General features: G+C 71.5%; 19 protein-coding genes, 1 rRNA gene and 1 riboswitch. Of the genes, 4 read left to right on the forward strand and 16 right to left on the reverse strand.

Translation table 11 applies throughout. The annotated features are described in order from the left end of the window. Positions 1-76 precede the first annotated feature (76 nt). Together OG710_RS02910 and OG710_RS02915 are read right to left on the reverse strand one after the other, a co-directional pair. Positions 77-1,093: a HEAT repeat domain-containing protein gene (locus OG710_RS02910; protein WP_330237952.1), complete on the reverse strand. Its 1,017-nt coding sequence runs from the start codon at positions 1,091-1,093 to the stop codon at positions 77-79. A gap of 6 nt (positions 1,094-1,099) precedes the next feature. Next, complete coding sequence (locus OG710_RS02915; protein WP_330237953.1) at positions 1,100-1,768, reverse strand: HEAT repeat domain-containing protein; 669 nt, start codon at positions 1,766-1,768, stop codon at positions 1,100-1,102. Positions 1,769-1,898: 130 nt separating this feature from the next. Between OG710_RS02915 and OG710_RS02920 the strand changes: the two genes are divergently transcribed. Then, positions 1,899-2,717 (forward strand): PhzF family phenazine biosynthesis protein, encoded by an 819-nt coding sequence (locus tag OG710_RS02920; protein WP_330237954.1) that lies wholly within the window; start codon positions 1,899-1,901, stop codon positions 2,715-2,717. 18 nt (positions 2,718-2,735) lie between these two features. Here the strand turns inward: OG710_RS02920 and OG710_RS02925 are convergent, their stop codons facing one another. Further along, entirely contained in the window at positions 2,736-3,584 is an 849-nt protein-coding gene (locus OG710_RS02925; RefSeq protein ID WP_443064215.1) for a CPBP family intramembrane glutamic endopeptidase, read from the reverse strand. Between the two features lie 94 nt (positions 3,585-3,678). Beyond that, positions 3,679-5,184: a glutamate--cysteine ligase gene (locus OG710_RS02930; RefSeq protein ID WP_330237956.1), complete on the reverse strand. Its 1,506-nt coding sequence runs from the start codon at positions 5,182-5,184 to the stop codon at positions 3,679-3,681. Between the two features lie 482 nt (positions 5,185-5,666). Between OG710_RS02930 and OG710_RS02935 the strand changes: the two genes are divergently transcribed. Further along, a complete protein-coding gene (locus OG710_RS02935; RefSeq protein WP_330237957.1) occupies positions 5,667-6,263 on the forward strand; it encodes a hypothetical protein in 597 nt (198 codons plus the stop codon). A gap of 245 nt (positions 6,264-6,508) precedes the next feature. After that, positions 6,509-6,715, forward strand: coding sequence for a DUF5999 family protein (locus tag OG710_RS02940; protein WP_111334057.1), 207 nt, complete (start codon positions 6,509-6,511; stop codon positions 6,713-6,715). Between the two features lie 94 nt (positions 6,716-6,809). Here OG710_RS02940 and gcvP read toward each other — a convergent pair whose 3' ends face one another. Next, positions 6,810-9,695, reverse strand: a complete 2,886-nt coding sequence (gcvP, locus tag OG710_RS02945; protein WP_330237958.1) for an aminomethyl-transferring glycine dehydrogenase — start codon at positions 9,693-9,695, stop codon at positions 6,810-6,812. A 189-nt stretch (positions 9,696-9,884) separates the two neighbouring features. Continuing rightward, positions 9,885-9,982, reverse strand: a riboswitch (glycine riboswitch). A gap of 116 nt (positions 9,983-10,098) precedes the next feature. On the opposite strand from gcvP, the gene OG710_RS02950 reads away from it, so the two are divergent. Further along, entirely contained in the window at positions 10,099-10,467 is a 369-nt protein-coding gene (locus tag OG710_RS02950) for a PRC-barrel domain-containing protein (RefSeq protein ID WP_330237959.1), read from the forward strand. Here OG710_RS02950 and OG710_RS02955 read toward each other — a convergent pair. The 11 genes from OG710_RS02955 to rrf form a co-directional block, all read right to left on the reverse strand. Next, positions 10,392-11,840, reverse strand: coding sequence for a DNA polymerase IV (locus OG710_RS02955; RefSeq protein ID WP_330237960.1), 1,449 nt, complete (start codon positions 11,838-11,840; stop codon positions 10,392-10,394). The two genes, OG710_RS02950 and OG710_RS02955, sit on opposite strands and share 76 nt — an antisense overlap. Positions 11,841-11,921: 81 nt before the next feature. Next, on the reverse strand, positions 11,922-12,542 hold the full coding sequence (locus tag OG710_RS02960; protein WP_111334049.1) for a MerR family transcriptional regulator: 621 nt from the start codon (positions 12,540-12,542) through the stop codon (positions 11,922-11,924). Between the two features lie 172 nt (positions 12,543-12,714). After that, positions 12,715-13,191 carry a bifunctional nuclease family protein gene (locus tag OG710_RS02965; RefSeq protein ID WP_026171779.1) on the reverse strand — a complete coding sequence of 159 codons (477 nt, stop codon included), beginning with the start codon at positions 13,189-13,191 and terminating at the stop codon, positions 12,715-12,717. Between the two features lie 53 nt (positions 13,192-13,244). Then, positions 13,245-13,985, reverse strand: a complete 741-nt coding sequence (gene ftsR / locus OG710_RS02970; protein ID WP_330237961.1) for a transcriptional regulator FtsR — start codon at positions 13,983-13,985, stop codon at positions 13,245-13,247. A 42-nt stretch (positions 13,986-14,027) separates the two neighbouring features. Beyond that, entirely contained in the window at positions 14,028-14,825 is a 798-nt protein-coding gene (locus OG710_RS02975; protein WP_330242142.1) for an FHA domain-containing protein, read from the reverse strand. 148 nt (positions 14,826-14,973) lie between these two features. Next, a complete protein-coding gene (locus OG710_RS02980; protein ID WP_111334043.1) occupies positions 14,974-15,762 on the reverse strand; it encodes a DUF881 domain-containing protein in 789 nt (262 codons plus the stop codon). 5 nt (positions 15,763-15,767) lie between these two features. Next, positions 15,768-16,100, reverse strand: a complete 333-nt coding sequence (locus OG710_RS02985) for a small basic family protein (RefSeq protein ID WP_003970459.1) — start codon at positions 16,098-16,100, stop codon at positions 15,768-15,770. After that, positions 16,097-16,999, reverse strand: coding sequence for a DUF881 domain-containing protein (locus OG710_RS02990; protein WP_330237962.1), 903 nt, complete (start codon positions 16,997-16,999; stop codon positions 16,097-16,099). The genes OG710_RS02985 and OG710_RS02990 overlap by 4 nt, the downstream gene beginning before the upstream one ends. Before the next feature lie 128 nt (positions 17,000-17,127). Continuing rightward, complete coding sequence (locus OG710_RS02995) at positions 17,128-19,623, reverse strand: mannose-1-phosphate guanyltransferase (RefSeq protein ID WP_330237963.1); 2,496 nt, start codon at positions 19,621-19,623, stop codon at positions 17,128-17,130. Between the two features lie 112 nt (positions 19,624-19,735). Beyond that, a complete protein-coding gene (locus tag OG710_RS03000; RefSeq protein WP_330237964.1) occupies positions 19,736-20,344 on the reverse strand; it encodes a CDP-alcohol phosphatidyltransferase family protein in 609 nt (202 codons plus the stop codon). A gap of 147 nt (positions 20,345-20,491) precedes the next feature. Then, positions 20,492-20,608, reverse strand: a 5S ribosomal RNA gene (gene rrf / locus OG710_RS03005). Between the last annotated feature and the right edge of the window lie 34 nt (positions 20,609-20,642).

The raw sequence follows: 20,642 nt of genomic DNA on the forward strand, positions 1-20,642 counted from the left end.
CTGCAAAAGTATTTTTGCAGAATTTATTTTGGAAAGTGGTCGGCGGTCGGCCGGTCACGGTCATGGGTCAGCGCTCTCAGGGGGCGGGCGGCCGTTCCTCGCCCCGGAGGCCGAGCAGGTACACGGCGGTCACCGCGACGCCCCGGTCCTCGTCGTGTGCGAGTTCTCCGAGCGCCCGCGACGCCACCGGGCCGGGGATGTCCGCGAGTGCCTGGGTGAGGCGGCGGCGGGCGCCCGCGTCCGGGGCGGGGGCCGTGAGGCGGGCGACGAGCGCGGTGGCGATCCGGTCGGCGGTGCCGGGTTCAGCCGCCAGGACGCCGAGCGCGTCGGCCGCCTCCACGTCCCGCTCCGCCTCGGCGACCATGTCGATGAGCGTGGGGACGGCCGCCGCCACCCCGCGCGCCCCGAGCGCCGGGGCCGCGTACCGGCGCACCGCCGGGTCCGGGTGCCCGAGGGCCTCCCGCAGCAGCGCGGCCGCCGCCTCGCCGGGGATCTCCGCGACGGCCCGCACCGCGCGGGCGCGGACCTCCGGCACCGGCGACCGCAGCCCCTCGGCCAGCGGGGCGAGCCCGTCGCCCGCCCGGGCGAGGGCCCAGCGCAGGGCGCCGGCCACACTCGGGTCCGGCTCCCCCAGCACCGCGTCGACCAGCGCCTCCACCGGCACCGGCTCCTCGCCGGCCGCGGACAGCGCCGCCCGCTGGCGCGTACCGGGGCTGCTGGAACCCAGCGCCTGGAGGAGGGCGACGGTACGCAGGACCTCCTCCCAGCCCGCCGGCTCCGCGGCCCCGATCCGGTCCAGCCGGGTGAGCAGCTCCGTCTCGTTCGCGATCCGTTCCCGGGTGCGCCGCGCCAGGTCGGCGACGAGCCCCGCCGGGCTGAAGCCGGGATCGTCCAGGGCGCGCCCGACCTCGCGCAGCGACAGCCCCAGCGACCGCAGGCTCTCGATGTGGAAGATGCGCCGGACGTCCTCGCCGGAGTATTCGCGGTATCCGGCGTCGTTGCGTCCGGTCGGCCGCACCAGCCCCAGCGACTCGTAGTGGCGGAGCATGCGCGCGCTGACCCCGGACCGCCGCGCCACCTCACCGATCAGCACCGTGCCTCACCCCGTCCCGTCGTCCGTTCCCAGAGCCACCCTGCGCTTGGCCTCCTCGATCGCGAAGTCGAACCCGGCATCCGGGTCACGGCGCAGCGCCTCGGTGGCGAGCGCGTGCTCGCGGACATGCGGTTCGGGGTGTGCGTCGGCGGTGCGCAGGGCCGGTTCGGCCGCCTCGCCGAGGGCGATCAGCGCACGGCTGAGGCTCAGCCGCGTCTCCCTGCCGCCGCGCCCGAGCTGCCCGGTCAGCACGGCGGCGAGTCCCGCCTCCTCGCCCTCGGGCGCCAGGGCGACGGCCGTCCGCCAGGCCGTGCGCGCCACCTCGTCGTCGGGGTCCGTCAGCAGGTCCCGGCCGATCGCCGGCCACGCCCGCCGGTCGCCCGTCTTGGACAGGGTGTGCAGCGCCTGAGCGCGTGCCTGCGGATGCTCCGAGCGCAGTTCGTCCATCAGCCGGGGCACGGTGAGCGCCTGCGGGTGCCGGGTGAGCGCCCAGGTCAGCATCTCCCGCACGGAGAAGTCCGGTTCGTTCCCGCACAGCTCGACGAGCCGGTCCACCAGCCGCGGGTCGGGTGCCGAGCCGACCGCCAGCGCGGTCCGCAGCCGCACCGAGGCGTCGCCGTGCGCCAGCCCGCGCAGCGCGCGTGTCATGTCCGTCTCCTCGTGCGTCCCGGTCATCGGAACCACCTCCTGGCGGTTCAGTGAAGCGCTTGACACGGTGACAAGGTCAAGCCGGGACGCGTTTCGGTGCCACCGGTACGGGATTGGCCTTGGCCCGCCGCCGGGAGCCGCGCCTACGGTCGGGGTCATGAGGATTCGCATCGTGGACGCGTTCACCGACCGCCCCTTCACCGGCAACCCCGCAGGAGTGATGCTGTTCGGCCCGGAGGGCTTCCCCGAGGACCGGTTCCTCCAGGGGGTCGCCGCCGAGCTGAACCTCTCCGAGACCGCGTTCGCCCATCCGCTGCCCGCGGGCGGTGAGGCGGACTGGGCGCTGCGGTGGTTCACCCCGGTCACGGAGGTGGACATGTGCGGCCACGCCACGCTCGCCACCGCGCACGTCCTGCACACCTCGGGTGCGGCGAGCGGCACGGTCCGCTTCGCCGCCCGGTGCGGCACGCTGACCTCCGTCGCGCACCCGGACGCCTCGTACACGCTCGACTTCCCGACCGCCCCGCTGACCCCCGAGCCCGCCCCGGACGGTCTCGCGGAGGCCCTGGGCGCCGCGCCGGTGTCGGTGCACGACACGGGTGCGCAGGTGGGGGACCTGCTGGTGGAGCTGGCGGACGAGGCGACGGTACGGGGGCTGGCCCCGGACTTCGCGGCGCTGGCCGGGCTCTCGCGGCGGGGGGTCATCGCGACGGCCGCCGCCGCGCCGGTCCGGGCGTACGACTACGTGTCACGCGGCTTCTTCCCGGCCGTGGGCATCGACGAGGACCCGGTGACCGGCAGCGCCCACACCGCCCTGGCCCCCTTCTGGTCGGCCCGGCTCGGCCGCGACACGCTGACCGGGCTCCAGGTCTCCGCGCGCTCGGGCCTGGTCCGCACCGCGCTGCGCGGTGCGCGGACCCTGCTGACGGGGCGTGCGGTCACGGTGCTGGACGGCGATCTGCTCGTCGCGCCGTAGGGCAGCGGCCCGCCGGGCTCACGGGGTGGGCAGCCAGTCCACCCGGCCGGCGAGGAGCGCGTATCCGACGAAGGCGCCGATGTCGAGGAGCGCGTGCGCGGCGACCAGCGGGCCCACCCGCTGCCAGCGGCGGTACAGCAGGACGAAGACGACGCCCATCACCATGTTCCCGATGAACCCGCCGATGCCCTGGTAGAGGTGGTACGAGCCGCGCAGCACGGAACTGGCGACCAGGGCGGCCGTCGGCGTCCAGCCCAGCTGCCCCAGCCGGCGCAGCAGGTAGCCGACGACGATGACCTCCTCCAGGACGGAGTTCTGGAGGGCCGACAGGATGAGGACGGGGAACTTCCACCACACGTCGGGCAGGGACTCCGGGACGACCGTGAGGTTGAACCCGGTGGCCCTGGCGACGAGGTAGAAGGCGAGTCCGGCGCTGCCGATGCAGGCCGCGACGACCGCGCCGCGCACCGTGTCCTGGCCCGGCCGGGTGCGGTCGAAGCCGATGACGCGCAGCCCCGTGCCCTCCCGGATCAGGAAGTGCGCCACGAGCGCGACGGGCACCAGCGCGGTGGAGATTCCGAAGAGCTGCCAGGCGAGGTCCAGCCAGGGGCGGCCCGGAGCGTGGGAGCCGTTGAGCGTGGCCGCCTGGTCCTTCAAGCCCCCTGGTTTCGTCAGTGAGCCGACGAAGCTGATGAGGGCGGACACGCCGCTGGCGCCCAGTGAGAGCGCCAGCACCAGCACCGTCTCGGACCGGAGAGTCCGCCGCGACACGGCCTCCTGGGGAAAAGAATCGGCCACTTGCCCCGTCTCCACCTGACACCCGCTCTCCGTTGCGCCTTCGCGTCCCGCACCGCTCGCCGCCCCCATTCTCGAGGACGCGCGTCACCGACGTGGGACGACGCCACAGCATGCCCGACGACCGCGCACCGGCTGCGAGCGGGGACCGGCCGGCGAGCGGCCGTCACGGTGCCGGGATGCCCGCCGGCCAGCTGTGCACCGGGTCGCCGCCCTGCATCAGCTCGCCGTAGCGCCGGGTCATCGCGGCGAGCGCGGCGCCCCGGTCCAGGCCCGCCTCGCGCGCCCGGTGGTAGGTGTCGGCCTGCCAGGAGGCGCCGTTCGTACGCCGCTTGCAGCGCTCCTCGATGATGCCGAGGTAGTGGTCCCGGTCCGCCGGTTCGACGTTCCACGCGTCGAGCCCGGCGGCGGCCAGCGGCAGGAGCTCGTCGCGGACCAGCTTCGTCACGGGCGTCCGCGCCAGACCGCCCGAGCGGCCGGGGCGGGGCCACAGCAGCTCCGCCTCGATGCCCCGGCGGCAGGCGGTCTCGAAGTTCTCCGCCGCCGCCGCGAACGGCATCCTGGTCCACACCGGCCGCGACTCCTCCGCGAGGGCCCGGACCAGGCCGTAGTACAGCGCGGTGTTGGCGATGACGTCGGCGACCGTCGGGCCCGCGGGCAGCACCCGGTTCTCCACCCGCAGATGGGGGACGCCGTCGACGATCCCGTACACCGGGCGGTTCCAGCGGTAGACCGTGCCGTTGTGCAGGACCAGCTCCTTCAGCTGGGGCACCCCGCCGTCGGCGAGGACGCGCAGCGGCTCCTCCTCGTCGCAGATCGGCAGCAGCGGGGGGAAGTAGCGCAGGTTCTCCTCGAAGAGTTCCCGGACGGAGCCGATCCACTGCTCCCCGAACCAGGTCCGGGGCCGCACGCCCTGGTTGCGCAGTTCGGGCGGCCGGGTGTCCGTGGCCTGCTCGAACAGCGGCGGCCGCGACTCGCGCCACAGCTCCCGGTCGAACAGGAACGGCGAGTTGGCGCCCAGGGCCACCTGGACGGCTGCCACGGCCTGCGCCGCGTTCCACACGGCGGCGAAGCGCTCCGGGGTGACCTGGAGATGGAGCTGGAGCGAGGTGCAGGCGGCCTCCGGCGTGATCGAACCGGCGGAGCAGACCAGCCGCTCGACGCCTTCGATATCGACCGCGAAATCCTCGCCCCGGGCCGCCACCATTTGATCGTTCAGGAGGGCGTAGCGGTCACCGTCGGAGAGATTGGACCGGACCATGTCGTCGCGGCCCAGGGTGGGCAGGATTCCGATCATCATGATCCCGGCATCGACTTCACCGGCCTTGCGGTCGGCATATCCGAGCCCGGTCCTCAGCTCTTCGGCCAGCTGATCGAGAACACGCCCCGACAGATGATGGGGGACTATGTTCACCTCAAGATTGAACATCCCCAGTTCCGTCTGGAAATCGTGACTCGCGATGCGCTCCAGCACCTCCCCATTCAACATCTTCGGCATGGCGTCGGCGCCCGTGAGATTCAGCTCGATCTCCATGCCCATGAGGTTGCGCGGCCGGTCGAACCGCCGCTCGGCCAGCAGCCCGGACAGCGCCTCCAGGCACTGGTGCAGCTTCTTCCGGTACTTCTGCCGATCGGACAGGTCAAAGGCACCGGCGACGACCTTCTCCCCCATGGATGTGTCCCTCCTCGAGTGGCCGAGCGCGCGGGCGGGCCGCTCGCATCACGATCGATAATGCCCGCAGGACGTGATCCGTAACGCCCCGTACGCGGCGCGCACCCGCTAATGTGTGCGCCGGGGCCCCAGGCACATTCACTCGGCATGGGGCAATGGCCGGTTTCCCCGCTCTACGGGCCGGTAATGCCCCGGCGGGTTTCGGCCGACCGCTGCGCGGGAAAAACCCGAGGCGGCGGCTGCGCCGCTCGCGCCGAATCAGCACGATCTCCGCATAATAAAGTCCGGATACCGCCTTGTCGGCATTAGCTGCGGCGGCTAGTGGAAACACCGTCTGAACACGGTTCGTATAAACTCCGCGGACGAGGCAGAGAGTTGACGCACCGGCTCAGTCACCGGCCCCCTCTGGCCCCGCACGCCGACAGCGCCGTCTGCACCCGCCCGCGCACCACCGTGTCTCCGAAGTGAGAGGCGACCCCATCATGCCGCTGCATGTTCCCCCTGCCCCACCGCCCGCGCTGCGCAGTGTTCTCGCGGCGCTCGGTTCTCCGACCGCCGTCCGCGAGGCCCGTACCCCCGCCCTGCGGACCGCGCAGGGACCGCTGAGCCCCGAACATCCGCTGCCCGTCCATGTGCTGGACCTCGCCCCCGACGCCGTCGCGCCCGCCACCCGGCTCGCCGCCTGGCGCTTCCAGATCCGCAGCACCGAGCGTGCGGTGGCGGCGGCGGACGCCGTGCTCACCGCGGACGGCTGGACCTTCTCGCACTTCTTCGAGGGCCCGTACATCCCCTCGACGGAGCTGGCCCTGCGTCAGGCGGAGGCGATGGGCGGCCGGTACCAGCCGCGGCTGCTGTCGATCCCCGACCTCTACATGCTGGCCCTGTGGCTGCACGGCGACCCGGAGGCCGACGCCTCCTGCGGCGCCCCCGCCCCGGCCGACCTGCTGGTGCCGCTGGCGCCCGCGCCGCCCGGCTTCGCGGCCCACCGCCCGCACCGGGCCGCCGAGCTGCTGCCCGTGATCACCACCCGGATCATGCCCGGCCCCGGCCCGCGCCTGGGCTCCCCGGCCCCGGCGTGAAACCGCCCCGCCCATCCGGACTAGTCCCATCCGGCCACCCCGAACCACCCGAAGGGACAGTGCAGTTGGGCTGAACCGTCCGGCTGGGTGACGCGTCATGTGAGGAGTGGAAGCGCTGCGGCGAAATCCCTGCGGATTCGCGCCCGTAGGGCAACACTGGGAGCCGACCGAACGATACGGGGACGGTCATGAACACCACTCCACACCGCAGCCAGCCCGACTCGACGCAGCGAAAGAACCCATCCATGTGCCAGCATCAGCCACCCTGCCCGACAGCCGACTCCGCCGACCGGGAAGCCGCCCGGCAGGTGGCACACCACCCGGAGCAGGGCTGGAGTCTGCTGTGCAACGGCGTCCTGCTCTTCGAGGACACCGGTGAGCTGCTTCCGGACGGACAGATCATCGCCCCGCACCGACCCCTGTCGGCGGGCCGGGTGATGAAGGCCGCCTGAGCGGCCGAGTACGGAAAAGGGGCCGGCCCGGAGGAATCTCCGCACCGGCCCCGACGCGTGTCCGCGTCACACCGCCCCGATCGGGCGGTCCCGATCAGTTGTCGTACTCGTCCAGGGGCGGGCACGAGCAGACGAGGTTGCGGTCACCGAACGCACCGTCGATCCGGCGCACCGGCGGCCAGTACTTGTCGGCGGCCGCGACCCCGGCCGGGAAGACCGCCACCTCGCGGCTGTAGCCGTGCTCCCACTCCCCGCCGAGCGCGGCGGCGGTGTGCGGGGCGTTGGCGAGCGGGTTGTCGTCCGCGCTCCACTCCCCCGTCGCGACCTTCTCGATCTCCGCGCGAATCGCGATCATCGTGTCGCAGAACCGGTCCAGCTCCGCCAGGTCCTCGCTCTCGGTCGGCTCGATCATCAGCGTCCCGGCGACCGGGAACGACATGGTCGGCGAGTGGAAGCCGTAGTCGATGAGCCGCTTGGCGACGTCGTCGATGCTGACCCCGGTCGCCTTGGAGAGCGGCCGCAGATCCACGATGCACTCGTGCGCCACCAGCCCGGCCGGGCCGTTGTACAGGATCGGGTAGTGCGGTTCGAGGCGCTTGGCGATGTAGTTGGCCGCGAGCACGGCGACCTGCGTCGCGCGCTTGAGGCCCTCGCCGCCCATCAGGCGTACGTACGCCCACGAGATCGGGAGGATGCCGGCGGAGCCCCAGGGGGCGGCCGAGATCGGGCCGACGCCGGTCTCCGGGCCCGCAGAGGGCTGCAGCGGGTGATTGGGCAGGTACGGCGCCAGGTGCGCGCGCACACCGACCGGGCCGACGCCCGGACCGCCGCCGCCGTGCGGGATGCAGAAGGTCTTGTGCAGGTTCAGGTGCGAGACGTCGCCGCCGAACCGGCCGGGCTTGGCCAGCCCCACCAGCGCGTTGAGGTTGGCGCCGTCCACGTAGACCTGGCCGCCGGCGTCGTGCACCTCGGCGCAGATGTCGGCGACGTGCTCCTCGAAGACGCCGTGCGTCGACGGGTAGGTGATCATGAGCACGGCCAGCTCGTCGCGGTGCTGCGCGATCTTGGCCCGCAGGTCCTCGATGTCGACCTCGCCGTCGTCGGCGGTCTTCACGACGACCACCTTCATGCCGGCCATCACGGCGCTCGCCGCGTTGGTGCCGTGCGCGGAGGACGGGATGAGGCAGACGGTGCGGTTCTCGTCGCCGTTGGCGCGGTGGTACGCGCGCACGGCGAGCAGCCCGGCGAACTCGCCCTGCGAACCGGCGTTCGGCTGGATGGAGACCGCGTCGTAGCCGGTGACCTCGGCCAGCCGCTCCTCCAGCTCACGGATGAGCGTGAGGAAGCCCTCGGCCTGCTCGGCGGGCGCGAACGGGTGCAGCGCGCCGAACTCCGGCCAGGTGATCGACTCCATCTCGGCGGTCGCGTTCAGCTTCATGGTGCAGGAGCCGAGCGGGATCATGCCGCGGTCCAGCGCGTAGTCGCGGTCGGCGAGCTTGCGCAGGTAGCGCAGCATCGCGGTCTCGGACCGGTGCTGGTGGAAGACCGGGTGGGTCAGGATCGCGTCGGTGCGCAGCAGCGTCTCGGGCAGCGCGTCCTCGGTGGTGGCGTCCAGCGCCTCCACGTCCCCGTCCGCGCCGAACGCGGCCCAGACGGCGGCGATCTGCGTACGGGTCGTGGTCTCGTCGCAGGCGACGGAGACGGTGTCGGCGTCCACCTGGCGCAGGTTGACGCCGTGCTCGCGGGCCCCGGCCACGACCTCGCCCGCCCGGCCGGGCACGCGGACGGTGAGGGTGTCGAAGTAGGAGCCGGTGACGACGTCCACACCGGCGGCGCGCAGGCCCTCAGCGAGGATCGCCGCGTAGCGGTGGGTGCGCCGGGCGATGGTGCGCAGGCCCTCCGGGCCGTGGTAGACGGCGTACATGCCGGCCATGACGGCGAGCAGCACCTGCGCGGTACAGATGTTGCTGGTGGCCTTCTCGCGGCGGATGTGCTGCTCGCGGGTCTGCAGGGCCAGCCGGTACGCCTTGTTGCCGTCCGCGTCCACGGAGACGCCGACGAGGCGGCCGGGCAGGCTGCGGGCGAACTTCTCGCGGACCGCCATGTAGCCGGCGTGCGGGCCGCCGAAGCCCATCGGCACACCGAAGCGCTGCGTGGTGCCCACGGCGATGTCGGCGCCCACCTCGCCGGGCGAGGTGAGCAGCGTGAGCGCCAGCAGGTCGGCGGCCACGGTGACGATCGCGCCCAGCTCGTGCGCCTGGTCGATCACGGGCTTGAGGTCCCGGACGGCCCCGGAGGCGCCGGGGTACTGGAGCAGGACGCCGAAGACGCCCCGCTCGGCGATCTCGGCCGGGATGCCCTCGGAGAGGTCGGCGACGACGACCTCGACACCGGTCGGCTCGGCGCGCGTCCCGATGACGGCGGTGGTCTGCGGGAGGGCGTCGGCGTCGACCAGGAAGACGCCGTTCTTCACCTTGCCGACGCGCCGGGACAGCGCCATGGCCTCGGCGGCGGCGGTGCCCTCGTCGAGCAGGGAGGCGCCGGAGGTGGGCAGGCCGGTCAGCTCGGCGACCATGGTCTGGAAGTTCAGCAGGGCTTCGAGGCGGCCCTGGGAGATCTCCGGCTGGTACGGCGTGTAGGCCGTGTACCAGGCGGGGTTCTCCATGACGTTGCGCAGGATCACCGGCGGGGTGAAGGTGCCGTAGTAGCCGAGCCCGATCATCGGGGCGAGGACCTGGTTGCGGTCGGCGAGCCGGCGCAGCTCGGCCAGCACCTCCGCCTCGGTCCGGGCCTCCGGCAGGCTCAGCGCCTCCGCGCTCCTGATCACATCGGGCACGGCGGCCGCGGTCAGCTCGTCCAGCGAGCCGTACCCGACCTGGGCCAGCATCTTCGCCTGCGCCTCGGCATCGGGACCGATGTGGCGCTGCTCGAAGGGAATGCCCTGTTCCAGGTGCGAGAGCGGGGTGCGACGGGGGGTCATGGTGGAGGGCCTCCTGGTCTGTCACGACCTGCGAGGGCACCGCTGCTCCGGTGCCCGAACGGCCTCCCCCTCTGTCATCTCAACCTGAGAGCTTCACCGGCACCGCGCGGGCGCCGGCTTTCACCGTCGGTGAGGGAGGCCCCGCCCGGCCCACGGCCGCGCACAACCCGCCCTGCTTTCCAGAGTGACCTCGTCCGTGCGGTACAGGGGCCTGAGAGATTCCGGGGAGGAGTTGCTCCTTCGGCGTCGTCCGGATCATCTCCGGGCGACTCTCCCGCACGGGGTCAGCAGCCATGGCCAGCGTACCAGCGGGGTACACGACGGGAATTCTCGAGTGGCCAAGACCACGGAACTGCACTTCTGTAGTCCCTGTGGACCAGCCGCGACCAGTGTGGGAGGGACCGTGCAGACCGATATCGACCCGCGCAGCCTGATCGGCCGCAAGGCTTTCGACCGCAAGGGCACCAAGATCGGGACCGTGGACGAGGTGTACCTCGACGACGCCACCGGGGTACCCGAATGGGCGGCCGTGCGCACCGGCCTCTTCAGCCGTGACGCCTTCGTCCCGCTGGAGCCGAGCGAGTTCGTCGACGACACACTGCGCGTCCCCTTCGACCGGACGCTCATCAAGGACGCGCCGGACTTCGGGGTGGGCCGCCACCTCTCGCCGGAGCAGGAGCTCCAGCTCTACCGCCACTACGGCCTGGACTCCGCCCCCGGCACACCTCCCCCGGACCGCGACTTCGGGCGGCTCGCCGGCCACGAGGAGTAGTCGGGAGCGTCCCTGACCAGGGGCAGCGGGTCGGCGGCGCGCAGCTCGGGGTCGTCGACCCGGAACGTGCGCACCCGGCCGGGCGCCGACCCCGGTTCCTCGAACCGCACGGTGACCCGGCCGACGCCGCTGCCCTGCACCCAGCCGTGCCCGTGCGCCTCGTGCCGTACGTCGTGCCCGGCGGGCCAGCGGCGCGCCGCGAGCTGTTCGGCATCCTCCGGCTCCGGTTCGGCCTCCTCCCGCTCCGCGCCGCCCGTCTCCTCGGGGGTGCCGGTGTCGTCCGGCTCCGCCGCCCGCTCGCCGGCGGCCTGGGCGAACAGGTCCTCCTGGGTGAAGTCGGCGAGCCCGGTGACGCCGACGCCGAGCAGCCGCACGCCCCCGGTGGTGTCCACGGACTCCAGCAGCCGGGCGGCGGACTCCCGGACCACGGCGGGGTCGTCCGTGGGCCCGCGCAGCGTCTCGGAGCGGGTCAGCGTGGAGAAGTCGTAGCGGCGGACCTTCAGCACCACCGTGCGCCCCGAGCGGCCGGCGCCCCGCAGCCGCTCGACGCACCGGCCGGCCAGCCGCTCCACCTCGGTGCGCACCCGGACCCGGTCGTGCAGGTCCATGTCGAAGGTGTCCTCGACGGACACGGACTTGGCGTCGCGCTCCGCGACCACGGGCCGGTCGTCGAAGCCCAGCGCCATGCGGTGCAGCGACGCGCCGTGCGCCTTGCCCAGCAGCCGGATCAGCTCCGCCTCACCCGCCTCGGCGAGGTCGTCCACCGTCGTCATGCCGGCCCGGCGCAGATGGTCCGCGGTCGCCGGACCGACGCCGGGCAGGGTACGCACCGGCATCGGCGCGAGGTGCGCCCGCTCGGTGCCGGGCTCGATCAGCCATATGCCGTCCGGCTTGGCCTCCTCGGAGGCGATCTTGGCGAGCATCTTGGAGCCGGCGAGCCCGACCGAGCCGCTCAGCCCCGTCACCGCCTCGATCGCCTCGCGCAGCTGCCGGCCGATCTCCAGGGCCGACGCCGTGTCGTCGGCCGTGCCGCCCGCCTCCAGGTCCACGAAGGCCTCGTCCAGGCTGAGCGGCTCCACCAGCGGCGAGAGCCGGCGCAGCAGCTCCATGACCTGGTCGCTGACCGCGCGGTACAGCGAGAAGCGGGGCACCAGGTAGGCGGCGTTCGGCGCGAGTCGTCTGGCCTGCGCCATCGGCATCGCCGAGTGCACCCCGAACCGCCGTGCCTCGTACGAGGCGGTCGCGACGACCCCTCGGGGCCCGAGCCCGCCCACCACGACGGGTTTGCCGCGCAGGCTCGGTTTGGCCGCCTGCTCCGCCGAGGCGTAGAAGGCATCCATGTCGAGATGCAGGATGGTGGGCGCGGCTCTCACATCTGACGATGCTGCCCTACGCCACTGACAATCGCCCCGCCGCCACGGGCCCGGCCCGCCGGGGACGGGCCCCGGCGCGGCTCAGACGGCCCTGTTGCGGCGCCGGGCGAGCTCGTCCGCCGGGTTGTGCCCGATGAGGGTCTCGCCCGTGTCCACGCGCTCGCCGTGCAGCTGGGACAGGGCCGCGTCCACGTCCCGCCACACCACTCCGACGGCGATGCCGAAGACGCCCTGGCCGCCCTGGAGCAGATCGACGACCTCGGCGGGCGAGGAGCACTCGTAGACCGTGGCGCCGTCGCTCATCAGCGTCATGCGCTCCAGGTCCTGGAAGCCGCGGGCCCGCAGGTGCTGGACGGTGGTGCGGATGTTCTGGAGCGCGACGCCCGTGTCGAGGAAGCGCTTCACGATCTTCAGCAGGACGACGTCCCGGAAGCTGTAGAGCCGCTGGGTGCCCGATCCGTACGCCGGACGGACGCTCGGCTCGACCAGGCCGGTACGCGCCCAGTAGTCCAGCTGGCGGTACGTGATCCCCGCCGCCGCGCACGCCGTGGGCCCGCGGTAGCCGATGTCGTCGGCCGATGCCACGCCGCCCCCCGCCACCGCAGCCGGCGCGGCCGACTGCCTGATGGTTCGGTCGGCCGTACTCCCCTGCTGCGGGTACGCCGACGCACCCGCCGCCGTACCGTCGCCGCTGCTGCTCACGCCGACCTCCGTCCTTGACCTGCCCACTCGAAGGTAGGCAGTCACCTGGGGTGCGTCAACGATCGCCACACTCGGCACGCCGAGTGATAATCACCCCGAGGGTGGTTTCGCGTGACCGTTGACGGGGAATGGCTGACCGGTTGTACCGGCGGCGCCCCCCCTGCGGACGTCGTCACTGGCTGTTGTTCGTACCGAAATCCTCCGGAGAGATCTGGTCGAGGAACTCGCGGAACTTCTCCACCTCGTCCTCCTGCTCGTCGGGGATCGCGATCCCCGCGTCGTCGAGGACCCCGTCACTGCCGTAGATCGGCGTGCCGGTACGCAGGGCGAGGGCTATGGCGTCGGACGGCCGCGCGCTCACCTCGACACCACCGGCGAAGACCAGCTCCGCGTAGAAGACCCCTTCGCGCAGGTCCGTGATGCGGACCTCGGTCAGCTCCTGGCCGACGGCCTCGAGCACGTCCTTGAAGAGATCATGGGTCAGCGGCCTGGCCGGAGCCATGCCCTGCTGGGCGAAGGCGATCGCGGTCGCCTCGCCAGGACCGATCCAAATGGGGAGGTACCGGTCGCCTCCCACTTCACGCAGGAGCACGATCGGCTGGTTGGAGGGCATTTCCACCCGGACACCCACAACGTCGAGCTCGTTCACACAGCAACCCTAGGACCTGCTCGGCAGGTTTGGGTAGTCGGGCTGGTCCGGGTTCAGTGCGGCCGGACGTTCAGGGCGGTGTGCACCAGGGCGGAATGCAGCCGCACGGAAAGCTCCGCCAGCTCCCTCGCGGTCGCCTCGGCATGGGCTCTGGTCTGCGGATTACGGTGCCGGCGCAGCGGCGCGACCACCTGCTCGATGAGGCCCGCCTCCCGGTCTGCGGCGGCTCGCATGGCCCGCAGATGACGCGGTTCCAGACCGAATCGCCCCAGATCCGCCACAAGCCTGGCGACGGTCACCATCTCGGCGTCGTAGCCGCCGTCCGGCGCGGGCACGACGAGCCCGTACGACTCCCAGGTGTCGAGGTCGCTCTCGGTGACCTCAGCGGCGACCAGCAGCTCGGCACGGCCGATGCGGGCGGCCGTGGCCCGGCCCGGCGGCCCGGGGCCGTCGTCCTCGCCGTCCCGCCGCTCTCCGTCGGCGGCGGGGAGCGCCACCTGCTCGCCGCGGGCGAGGGCGTCCAGGTGTTCGCGGATGACCTTGAGCGGCAGGTAGTGGTCGCGCTGCATGCGGAGCACCTGCGCCAGCCGCTCCACGTCGGCGGGGAGGAACTTCCGGTACCCGGCGGGGGTCCGCTGGGGTTCGACGAGCCCCTCGGCCTCCAGGAAGCGGATCTTGGAGATGGTGACCTCGGGGAACTCCTCCCGCAGCTGCAGGAGCACCGTGCCGATGCTCATCGGCCGGTCGTCGGCGGCGATGCCGTGTCCGGCACCGCCGCTCGGTGTTCTCAGCATGGACCTTCCTGGGGGTCCCCCCGGACGGCGTCCGGGGGCGTGTCAGATGCCCCGCTGGCTCGCGTAGAAGACCAGCCGGTACTTGCCGATCTGCACTTCGTCGCCGTTGGACAGGGCGACGGAGTCGATCCGCTCGCGGTTGACGTAGGTGCCGTTGAGGCTGCCGACGTCCCCGACGGTGAAGCTGCCGTCCGCGTTGCGGCGGAACTCCACGTGGCGGCGCGAGACCGTCACGTCGTCGAGGAAGATGTCGCTCTGCGGGTGGCGGCCGGCCGTGGTCAGCTCGCCGTCCAGCAGGAAGCGGCTGCCGGAGTTCGGGCCGCGCCGCACCACCAGGAGCGCCGAGCCGAGCGGCAGGGCGTCCACGGCGGCCTGCGCCTCGGGAGACAGCGACGGCAGGGCCGTCTGGCCGGTGGCCTCCGCCTCGTACGCCTCCAGGCCGGAGATGGAGATCGTCGACGTCGTCTCCGAGGCGCGCTCGGGCACGCCGCCCCGCAGCGGCGCACCGCAGTTGGAGCAGAACCGGCTGGCCTCGGCGTTGCGGTGGCCGCACCTCGTACACACCGGCATGGACGAAGCCTCCTGGCTCGGGGCTCCGAAACCTATGCCGCCCGCACCGGCGGGGTCAACGGACGACGCGCCGGGTCCCCCCGGGTGGTCACCCCCCTGGCCCGCGACCTGGTCGCGGAAGAGCGGACGGTCCGCGCCCTGCTCGTCGGGCTGACCATGGCGCGGCGCGCGATGGCGCGCGGCCTCATCGCGAGCGCTCTTGCCGAACAACTTCCCAAACAACTTCACGGGCGATTCCCCTTGACCGAAACAGACCCGCCCGTGGGGCAGGACGAACCCTGAATGAACACACCTGCCGACCCGGACATCTGCACAACGTCCGTATGCACTCGACAGTTTCCACCACGTGCCACGATTACGATGCGGCGACCCCCCGCAACCGTCCGCTCGTGTTCCCCGGCGCACGGACGTCCGGGGATCACCGGCCCGACGACCGAGCGTAGTCAGGCTGCTCCGCTCGTCGCAAGGCGTCCACGACGATGTCGTCGGCGCGGGCCACATGTACCGTGGCCTGCTCCTTCTCCAGAGTCTGCACCACCCCGCCGGGGATGTTCAGCGCCGGTTCCAGATCCTGCGGCTTGCCGATGACCTTGAAGACGTACGGCGAGGAGATCTTGCGCCCGTCGACCTTCACGGCTCCGGCGTCCCCGGAGAAGTACGTGTTGGCCACCACGCGTACGCCGTTGACCTCCACGGCCTCCGCGCCGGCCGCCCGCAGTTCCTGGAGGGCGTCGAGCAGCATGTCCGGTCGCACGGCGCCGCCGGGGTCGTTGACCGTCAGCGTGATCCCCGGCCCGTGGGCAGCCACGGTCCCGGCCAGCACGCCGAGTTGCCGCTCCTTCTCGACCGTCTGCTTCCGGGCCTCCTCGGCCTGGTCGGAGCTGTTCTCCAGCTCCGTGCGCTGGGCGTCGAGGCGCTGCTTCTCGTCCTCCAGGCGCTGGGTGCGGTCGTCCACCTCGTCGAGGATACGTACCAGGTCCTCCTGACGGGCACCGCGCAGGGCGCTGTTGTCGCTGTTGGACCGCACCTGGATGGCGAGTCCCAGGCCGAGGCCGAACAGCAGCAGCGCGACGATGAGTTGGGCGCGGGTGATCCGGGGCGGCCAGAGGCCGGCCATCAGCCGCTGACGCCCGCTGAGTTCCGGGGTGGCGTCCGCCGGCCGCTCGCCGGGCTGCTCGCCGCCGTCGTTGAACGTGTCGTTGCTCATCGGCGTCAGGCCCGGAAGACGTGTCGGCGGATCGCGGCGGCGTTGGAGAAGATCCGGATGCCCAGGACGACCACGACGCCCGTGGACAGCTGGGCACCGACGCCCAGCTTGTCGCCGAGGAAGACGATGAGGGCCGCCACGACCACGTTCGAGAGGAACGAGACCACGAAGACCTTGTCGACGAAGATGCCGTCGAGCATGGCCCGCAGCCCGCCGAACACCGCGTCGAGCGCGGCGACGACGGCGATGGGCAGATAGGGCTCGACCACCGCCGGAACTTCGGGCCGGACCAACAGTCCGACCACGACTCCCACGACGAGGCCCAGTACGGCGATCACGATGTGCCCTTCCCTGTGTCTGCGGCCCTGTAGGGCTCCGCTGTGCGTACGATCAGGCTCGGGGCGGCCGGCAGGTTCAGCTTCTCCTGCACGGAGATGCCGGTCCGGATGTCGAAGGTGTCCTTCAGCGCCTGCAGGTACCGGCCGTCGGCACTGTCCCGGAAGGCCGCGCCCAGCTTCTTGCCGTCCCCCACCGCGAGCACCGAGTACGGGGGCACGAGCGGCTTGTTGTCGACCAGTATGGCGTCGCCCGCGGCCCGGATCGCCGACAGGGCCGTCAGCCGCTGCCCGTTGATCGCGATGGCCTCGGCGCCGGACTCCCACAGGCCGTTGACGACGCGCTGCATGTCCCGGTCCCGGACCCGCCCGGTGTCGGAGAACCCGCTGGACTCACGGGGTCCGCCGCCGCCCTGGGAGCTGTCCTTCGCGTCGTCCACGACGACCTTCACGCCCGGCCCCTGCACGGGCGTCGCCCCGGAGAGCAGTGCCACCAGGCGGCCCTGGTCTCCCCCGTGCTCCTGCAATGCCTCGCGCTGGCGCCGGCTCACGTCGTCGCGGACCTTCTCCACCTGGGTCTCCAGGTCGTCCGCCGCCGACGTCTCCGCGTTGATCCGGTCGATGAGTTCCTGCCGCTCCTTGGCGAGGACCGGAGCGGTCACCCGTGCCTGGGCGGCGCCGAGCGTGACGACCAGGGCGGCCAGGACCAGGCAGGCCGCGAAGCCCAGCCTCGCCCTGAGCGTACGGGGTGTCCCGGCCCGCCCGTCCGCCGCCCGGCGCGCGGCCGCTTCGGCGTAGCCGTCGTCCAGGCTGTGCTCCATCACATTGGTCAGCAGCAGCATGGACGCGTCGGGGCGCTTGGGCGGCGGGGCCGTGCTCCGACCGGGGGGCTGCTGCGACATGCCGCACATAGTCGCATGTCGCGGCGGCATACGCCGAATGGCCCCACCGATGGTCCGCCGGACCGCGTCCGGGCGAACGGTGCGGCGCCGGGACGGGCGGTACGTTCACCCGTCCCGGCGCCCCGGACTCAGTTGCCCGCGCTGTCCACGACCGCCGCCCACTCGTCGAGCAGCGCCTGCGCGGACGCGTCGTCGGGTCCTTCGGCCCACAGATGGGTGACGGCTTCGGCCGGGTCGGGCAGCACCATGACCCAGCGCCCGTCCGCCTCCACGACCCGTACGCCGTCCGTGGTGTCCACGTCCCGGTCGCCGGCCGCCTCCACGACGCGGCGCATCACCAGGCCCTTGACGGCCCACGGGGTCGCCAGGTCGCGGCGCAGGACATGGGCGTGCGGGATGCGGGCGTCGATCTGGCTGAGCGTGAGCTGCGTCCTGGCGACGAGCCCGATGAGCCGGACGAACGCGGCCGTTCCGTCGAAGACGCTCGCGAATTCGGGAACGATGAAGCCGCCGCGCCCGTCTCCACCGAAGATGGTGCCTTCCTCACGCCCCACCCGGGTCAGGTCGTCCGGCGACGTGGTCGTCCACTCGACCTGGGTGCCGTGGTACGCGGCGACCTGCTCGGCGACCCTGGTGGTGGTCACCGGCAGCGCCACCCGCCCGCTGCGGCGTTCGGCGGCGACGAGGTCCAGCATGACCAGCAGCGCCCGGTCGTCCTCCACGATCCGGCCCCGCTCGTCGACCAGCGAGAGCCGTTCGCCCACGGGGTCGAAGCGGACGCCGAAGGCCGCCCGCGCCGAGGAGACGATCTCGCCGAGGCGCACGAGGCCCTTGCGCCGGGCCTCGGCCGTCTCGGTCGGCCGGGATTCGTCGAGTCCGGGGTTGATGGTGAGCGCGTCCACGCCCAGCCGCCCCAGCAGGCTCGGCAGCACGAGGCCCGCACTGCCGTTGGAGGCGTCCACGACGACCTTGAGCTGGGCGTCGGCGATCCCGGTCGTGTCCACGTTCCGCAGGAGGGAGCCGGTGTACGAGTCGAAGACGCTGGACGGGAAGTAGATGTCGCCGATCTCGCCGGGGAACGCGCGCCGGTACTCCTGCCGGGCGTACACCCGGTCGAGCTTGCGCTGCCTGGCCTGGGAGAGGTCGGCTCCGCGCTCGTCGAAGAACATGATGTCGACGGAGTCGGGCACGCCCTGCGAGGTCCGGATCATGATGCCGCCCGCGCTTCCGCGCGCGGTCTGCTGCCGCGCCACCGGCAGCGGTACGTTCTCCAGGTCCCGTACGTCGATGGCGCTGGCCTGGAGCGCGGAGATCACGGCGCGTTTGAGGGCGCGGGCGCCGCGGGAGTGGTCGCGTGCGGTGGTGACCGTGGAGCCCTTCTTGAGGGTCGTGGCGTACGCACCGGCCAGCCGGACGGCCAGTTCGGGGGTGATCTCGACGTTCAGGATGCCGGAGACGCCGCGGGCGCCGAAGAGATGGGCCTGACCGCGGGACTCCCAGATCACCGAGGTGTTGACGAAGGCGCCGGCCTCGATGGTCTTGAAGGGGTAGACGCGGACGTTCCCCTGGATGATCGATTCTTCGCCGACGAGGCACTCGTCGCCGATGACCGCCCCGTCCTCGATCCGGGCGGCGCGCATGATGTCGGTGTTCTTGCCGACCACGCAGCCCCGCAGGTTGCTGTGGTCCCCGATGTACACGTTGTCGTGGACCACGGCCTTGTGCAGGAAGGCGCCGCTCTTGACGACGACGTTGGAGCCGATGACGGTGTGCTCGCGGATCTCGACGCCGGCCTCGATCTTGGCGTAGTCGCCGATGTAGAGCGGGCCGCGCAGTACGGCGTCGGGGTGCACGTCGGCACCTTCGGCCACCCAGACACCGGGCGAGATCTCGAAACCGTCGATCTCGACGTCGACCTTGCGCTCCAGCACGTCGGCCTGGGCCTTGACGTAGCTCTCGTGCGTACCGACGTCCTCCCAGTAGCCCTCGGCGACGTAGCCGTAGATGGGCTTGCCTTCCTTCATGAGCTGCGGGAAGACGTCCCCGGACCAGTCGACGGAGGCGTCGGCCTCGACGTACTTGAAGACCTCGGGCTCCATGACGTAGATGCCCGTGTTCACGGTGTCGGAGAAGACTTGGCCCCAGGTGGGCTTCTCCAGGAAGCGCTCGACCTGGCCCTGCTCGTCGACGATCGTGATCCCGAATTCCAGCGGGTTGGGAACGCGGGTGAGGCAGACGGTGACCAGACCGCCCTTCTCCTTGTGGAACGCGATCAGGTCCGTGAGGTCGAAGTCCGTGAGCGCGTCACCGGAAATGACGAGGAAAGTGTCGTCCTTCAGTGCCTCTTCGGCATTCTTGACACTTCCGGCGGTCCCGAGCGGCTTCTCCTCGTTGGCATAGCTGAGCTCCATTCCGAGCTCTTCGCCGTCCCCGAAATAGTTCTTCACGAGGGAGGCGAGGAACTGGACGGTCACCACCGTTTCATTGAGTCCGTGCCGTTTCAGCAGCCGGAGCACATGCTCCATGATCGGCCGATTGGCGACGGGCAGAAGTGGCTTGGGCATGCTCGAGGTCATGGGGCGAAGGCGAGTGCCTTCGCCGCCAGCCATCACGACGGCCTTCATGTCGGAAACGTCCTCCTTGAGAGACGACGGTCAGCCGACTTCGCCCGTCAGGGGCAGCTTCTGTGTGATCAGCCGCGGGCCGGCGACGCTGCACGGCACCACATCAACGAGCTCAATCGGCTACTGCATCCGCCTTGACGAGGCGGCGGACCTGAACCACGTACAAGATTCCTGCCCACCAATAGAGCGTTGTACCCCATCCTGCGAACGCCCATCCGAAAACGGTGGCCACCTCTGCCAGCCAACCATGCCAGTCGCTGAGCAGCAACAAGGGGAATGCGTACATGAGGTTGAACGTGGCCGCCTTGCCGAGGAAGTTCACCTGGGGCGGCGGATAGCCGTGCCGGCGCAGGATTCCCACCATCACGAGGAGCATCAGTTCGCGGGCGAGCAGGGCGATGGTGAGCCAGAGGGGCAGGATCTCGCGCCAGGTGAGGCCGACGAGCGTCGAAAGAATGTAGAGCCGGTCGGCGGCCGGGTCGAGCAGTCGGCCCAGGCTGCTGATCTGGTTCCAGCGCCGCGCCAGCTTGCCGTCGAGGTAGTCGCTGACCCCGCTGAACATCAGGACCAGCAGTGCCCAGCCGTCACTGTTGGGTCCACCGAACTCGGGGCGGAGGATCAGCCACAGGAAGACAGGTACGCCCACCAGGCGCGCCATGCTGAGGATGTTGGGGATGGTGAGTACCCGGTCCGTCTGAACGCGGGTCTCCTGGACCTCCACCCGAGGGCCTCCTGTGTCAAGAACGTGCCAATGATGCCTCCTGACCCTACCCTCAGCCCCGGCCGGCGAACGCATCAGGGGTGCCGCGCGGGCCCGGAAACGCAGAAAAGCCCCGTGCCAACGGCACGGGGCTTTCCCACAATGATTGTTCGGCGGCGTCCTACTCTCCCACAGGGTCCCCCCTGCAGTACCATCGGCGCTGAAAGGCTTAGCTTCCGGGTTCGGAATGTAACCGGGCGTTTCCCTAACGCAATGACCACCGAAACACTATGAAATTCTGAACAAGACCGGACGTGGA

Source organism: Streptomyces sp. NBC_00525 (genome assembly GCF_036346595.1).
Classification (GTDB): Bacteria; Actinomycetota; Actinomycetes; order Streptomycetales; family Streptomycetaceae; genus Streptomyces.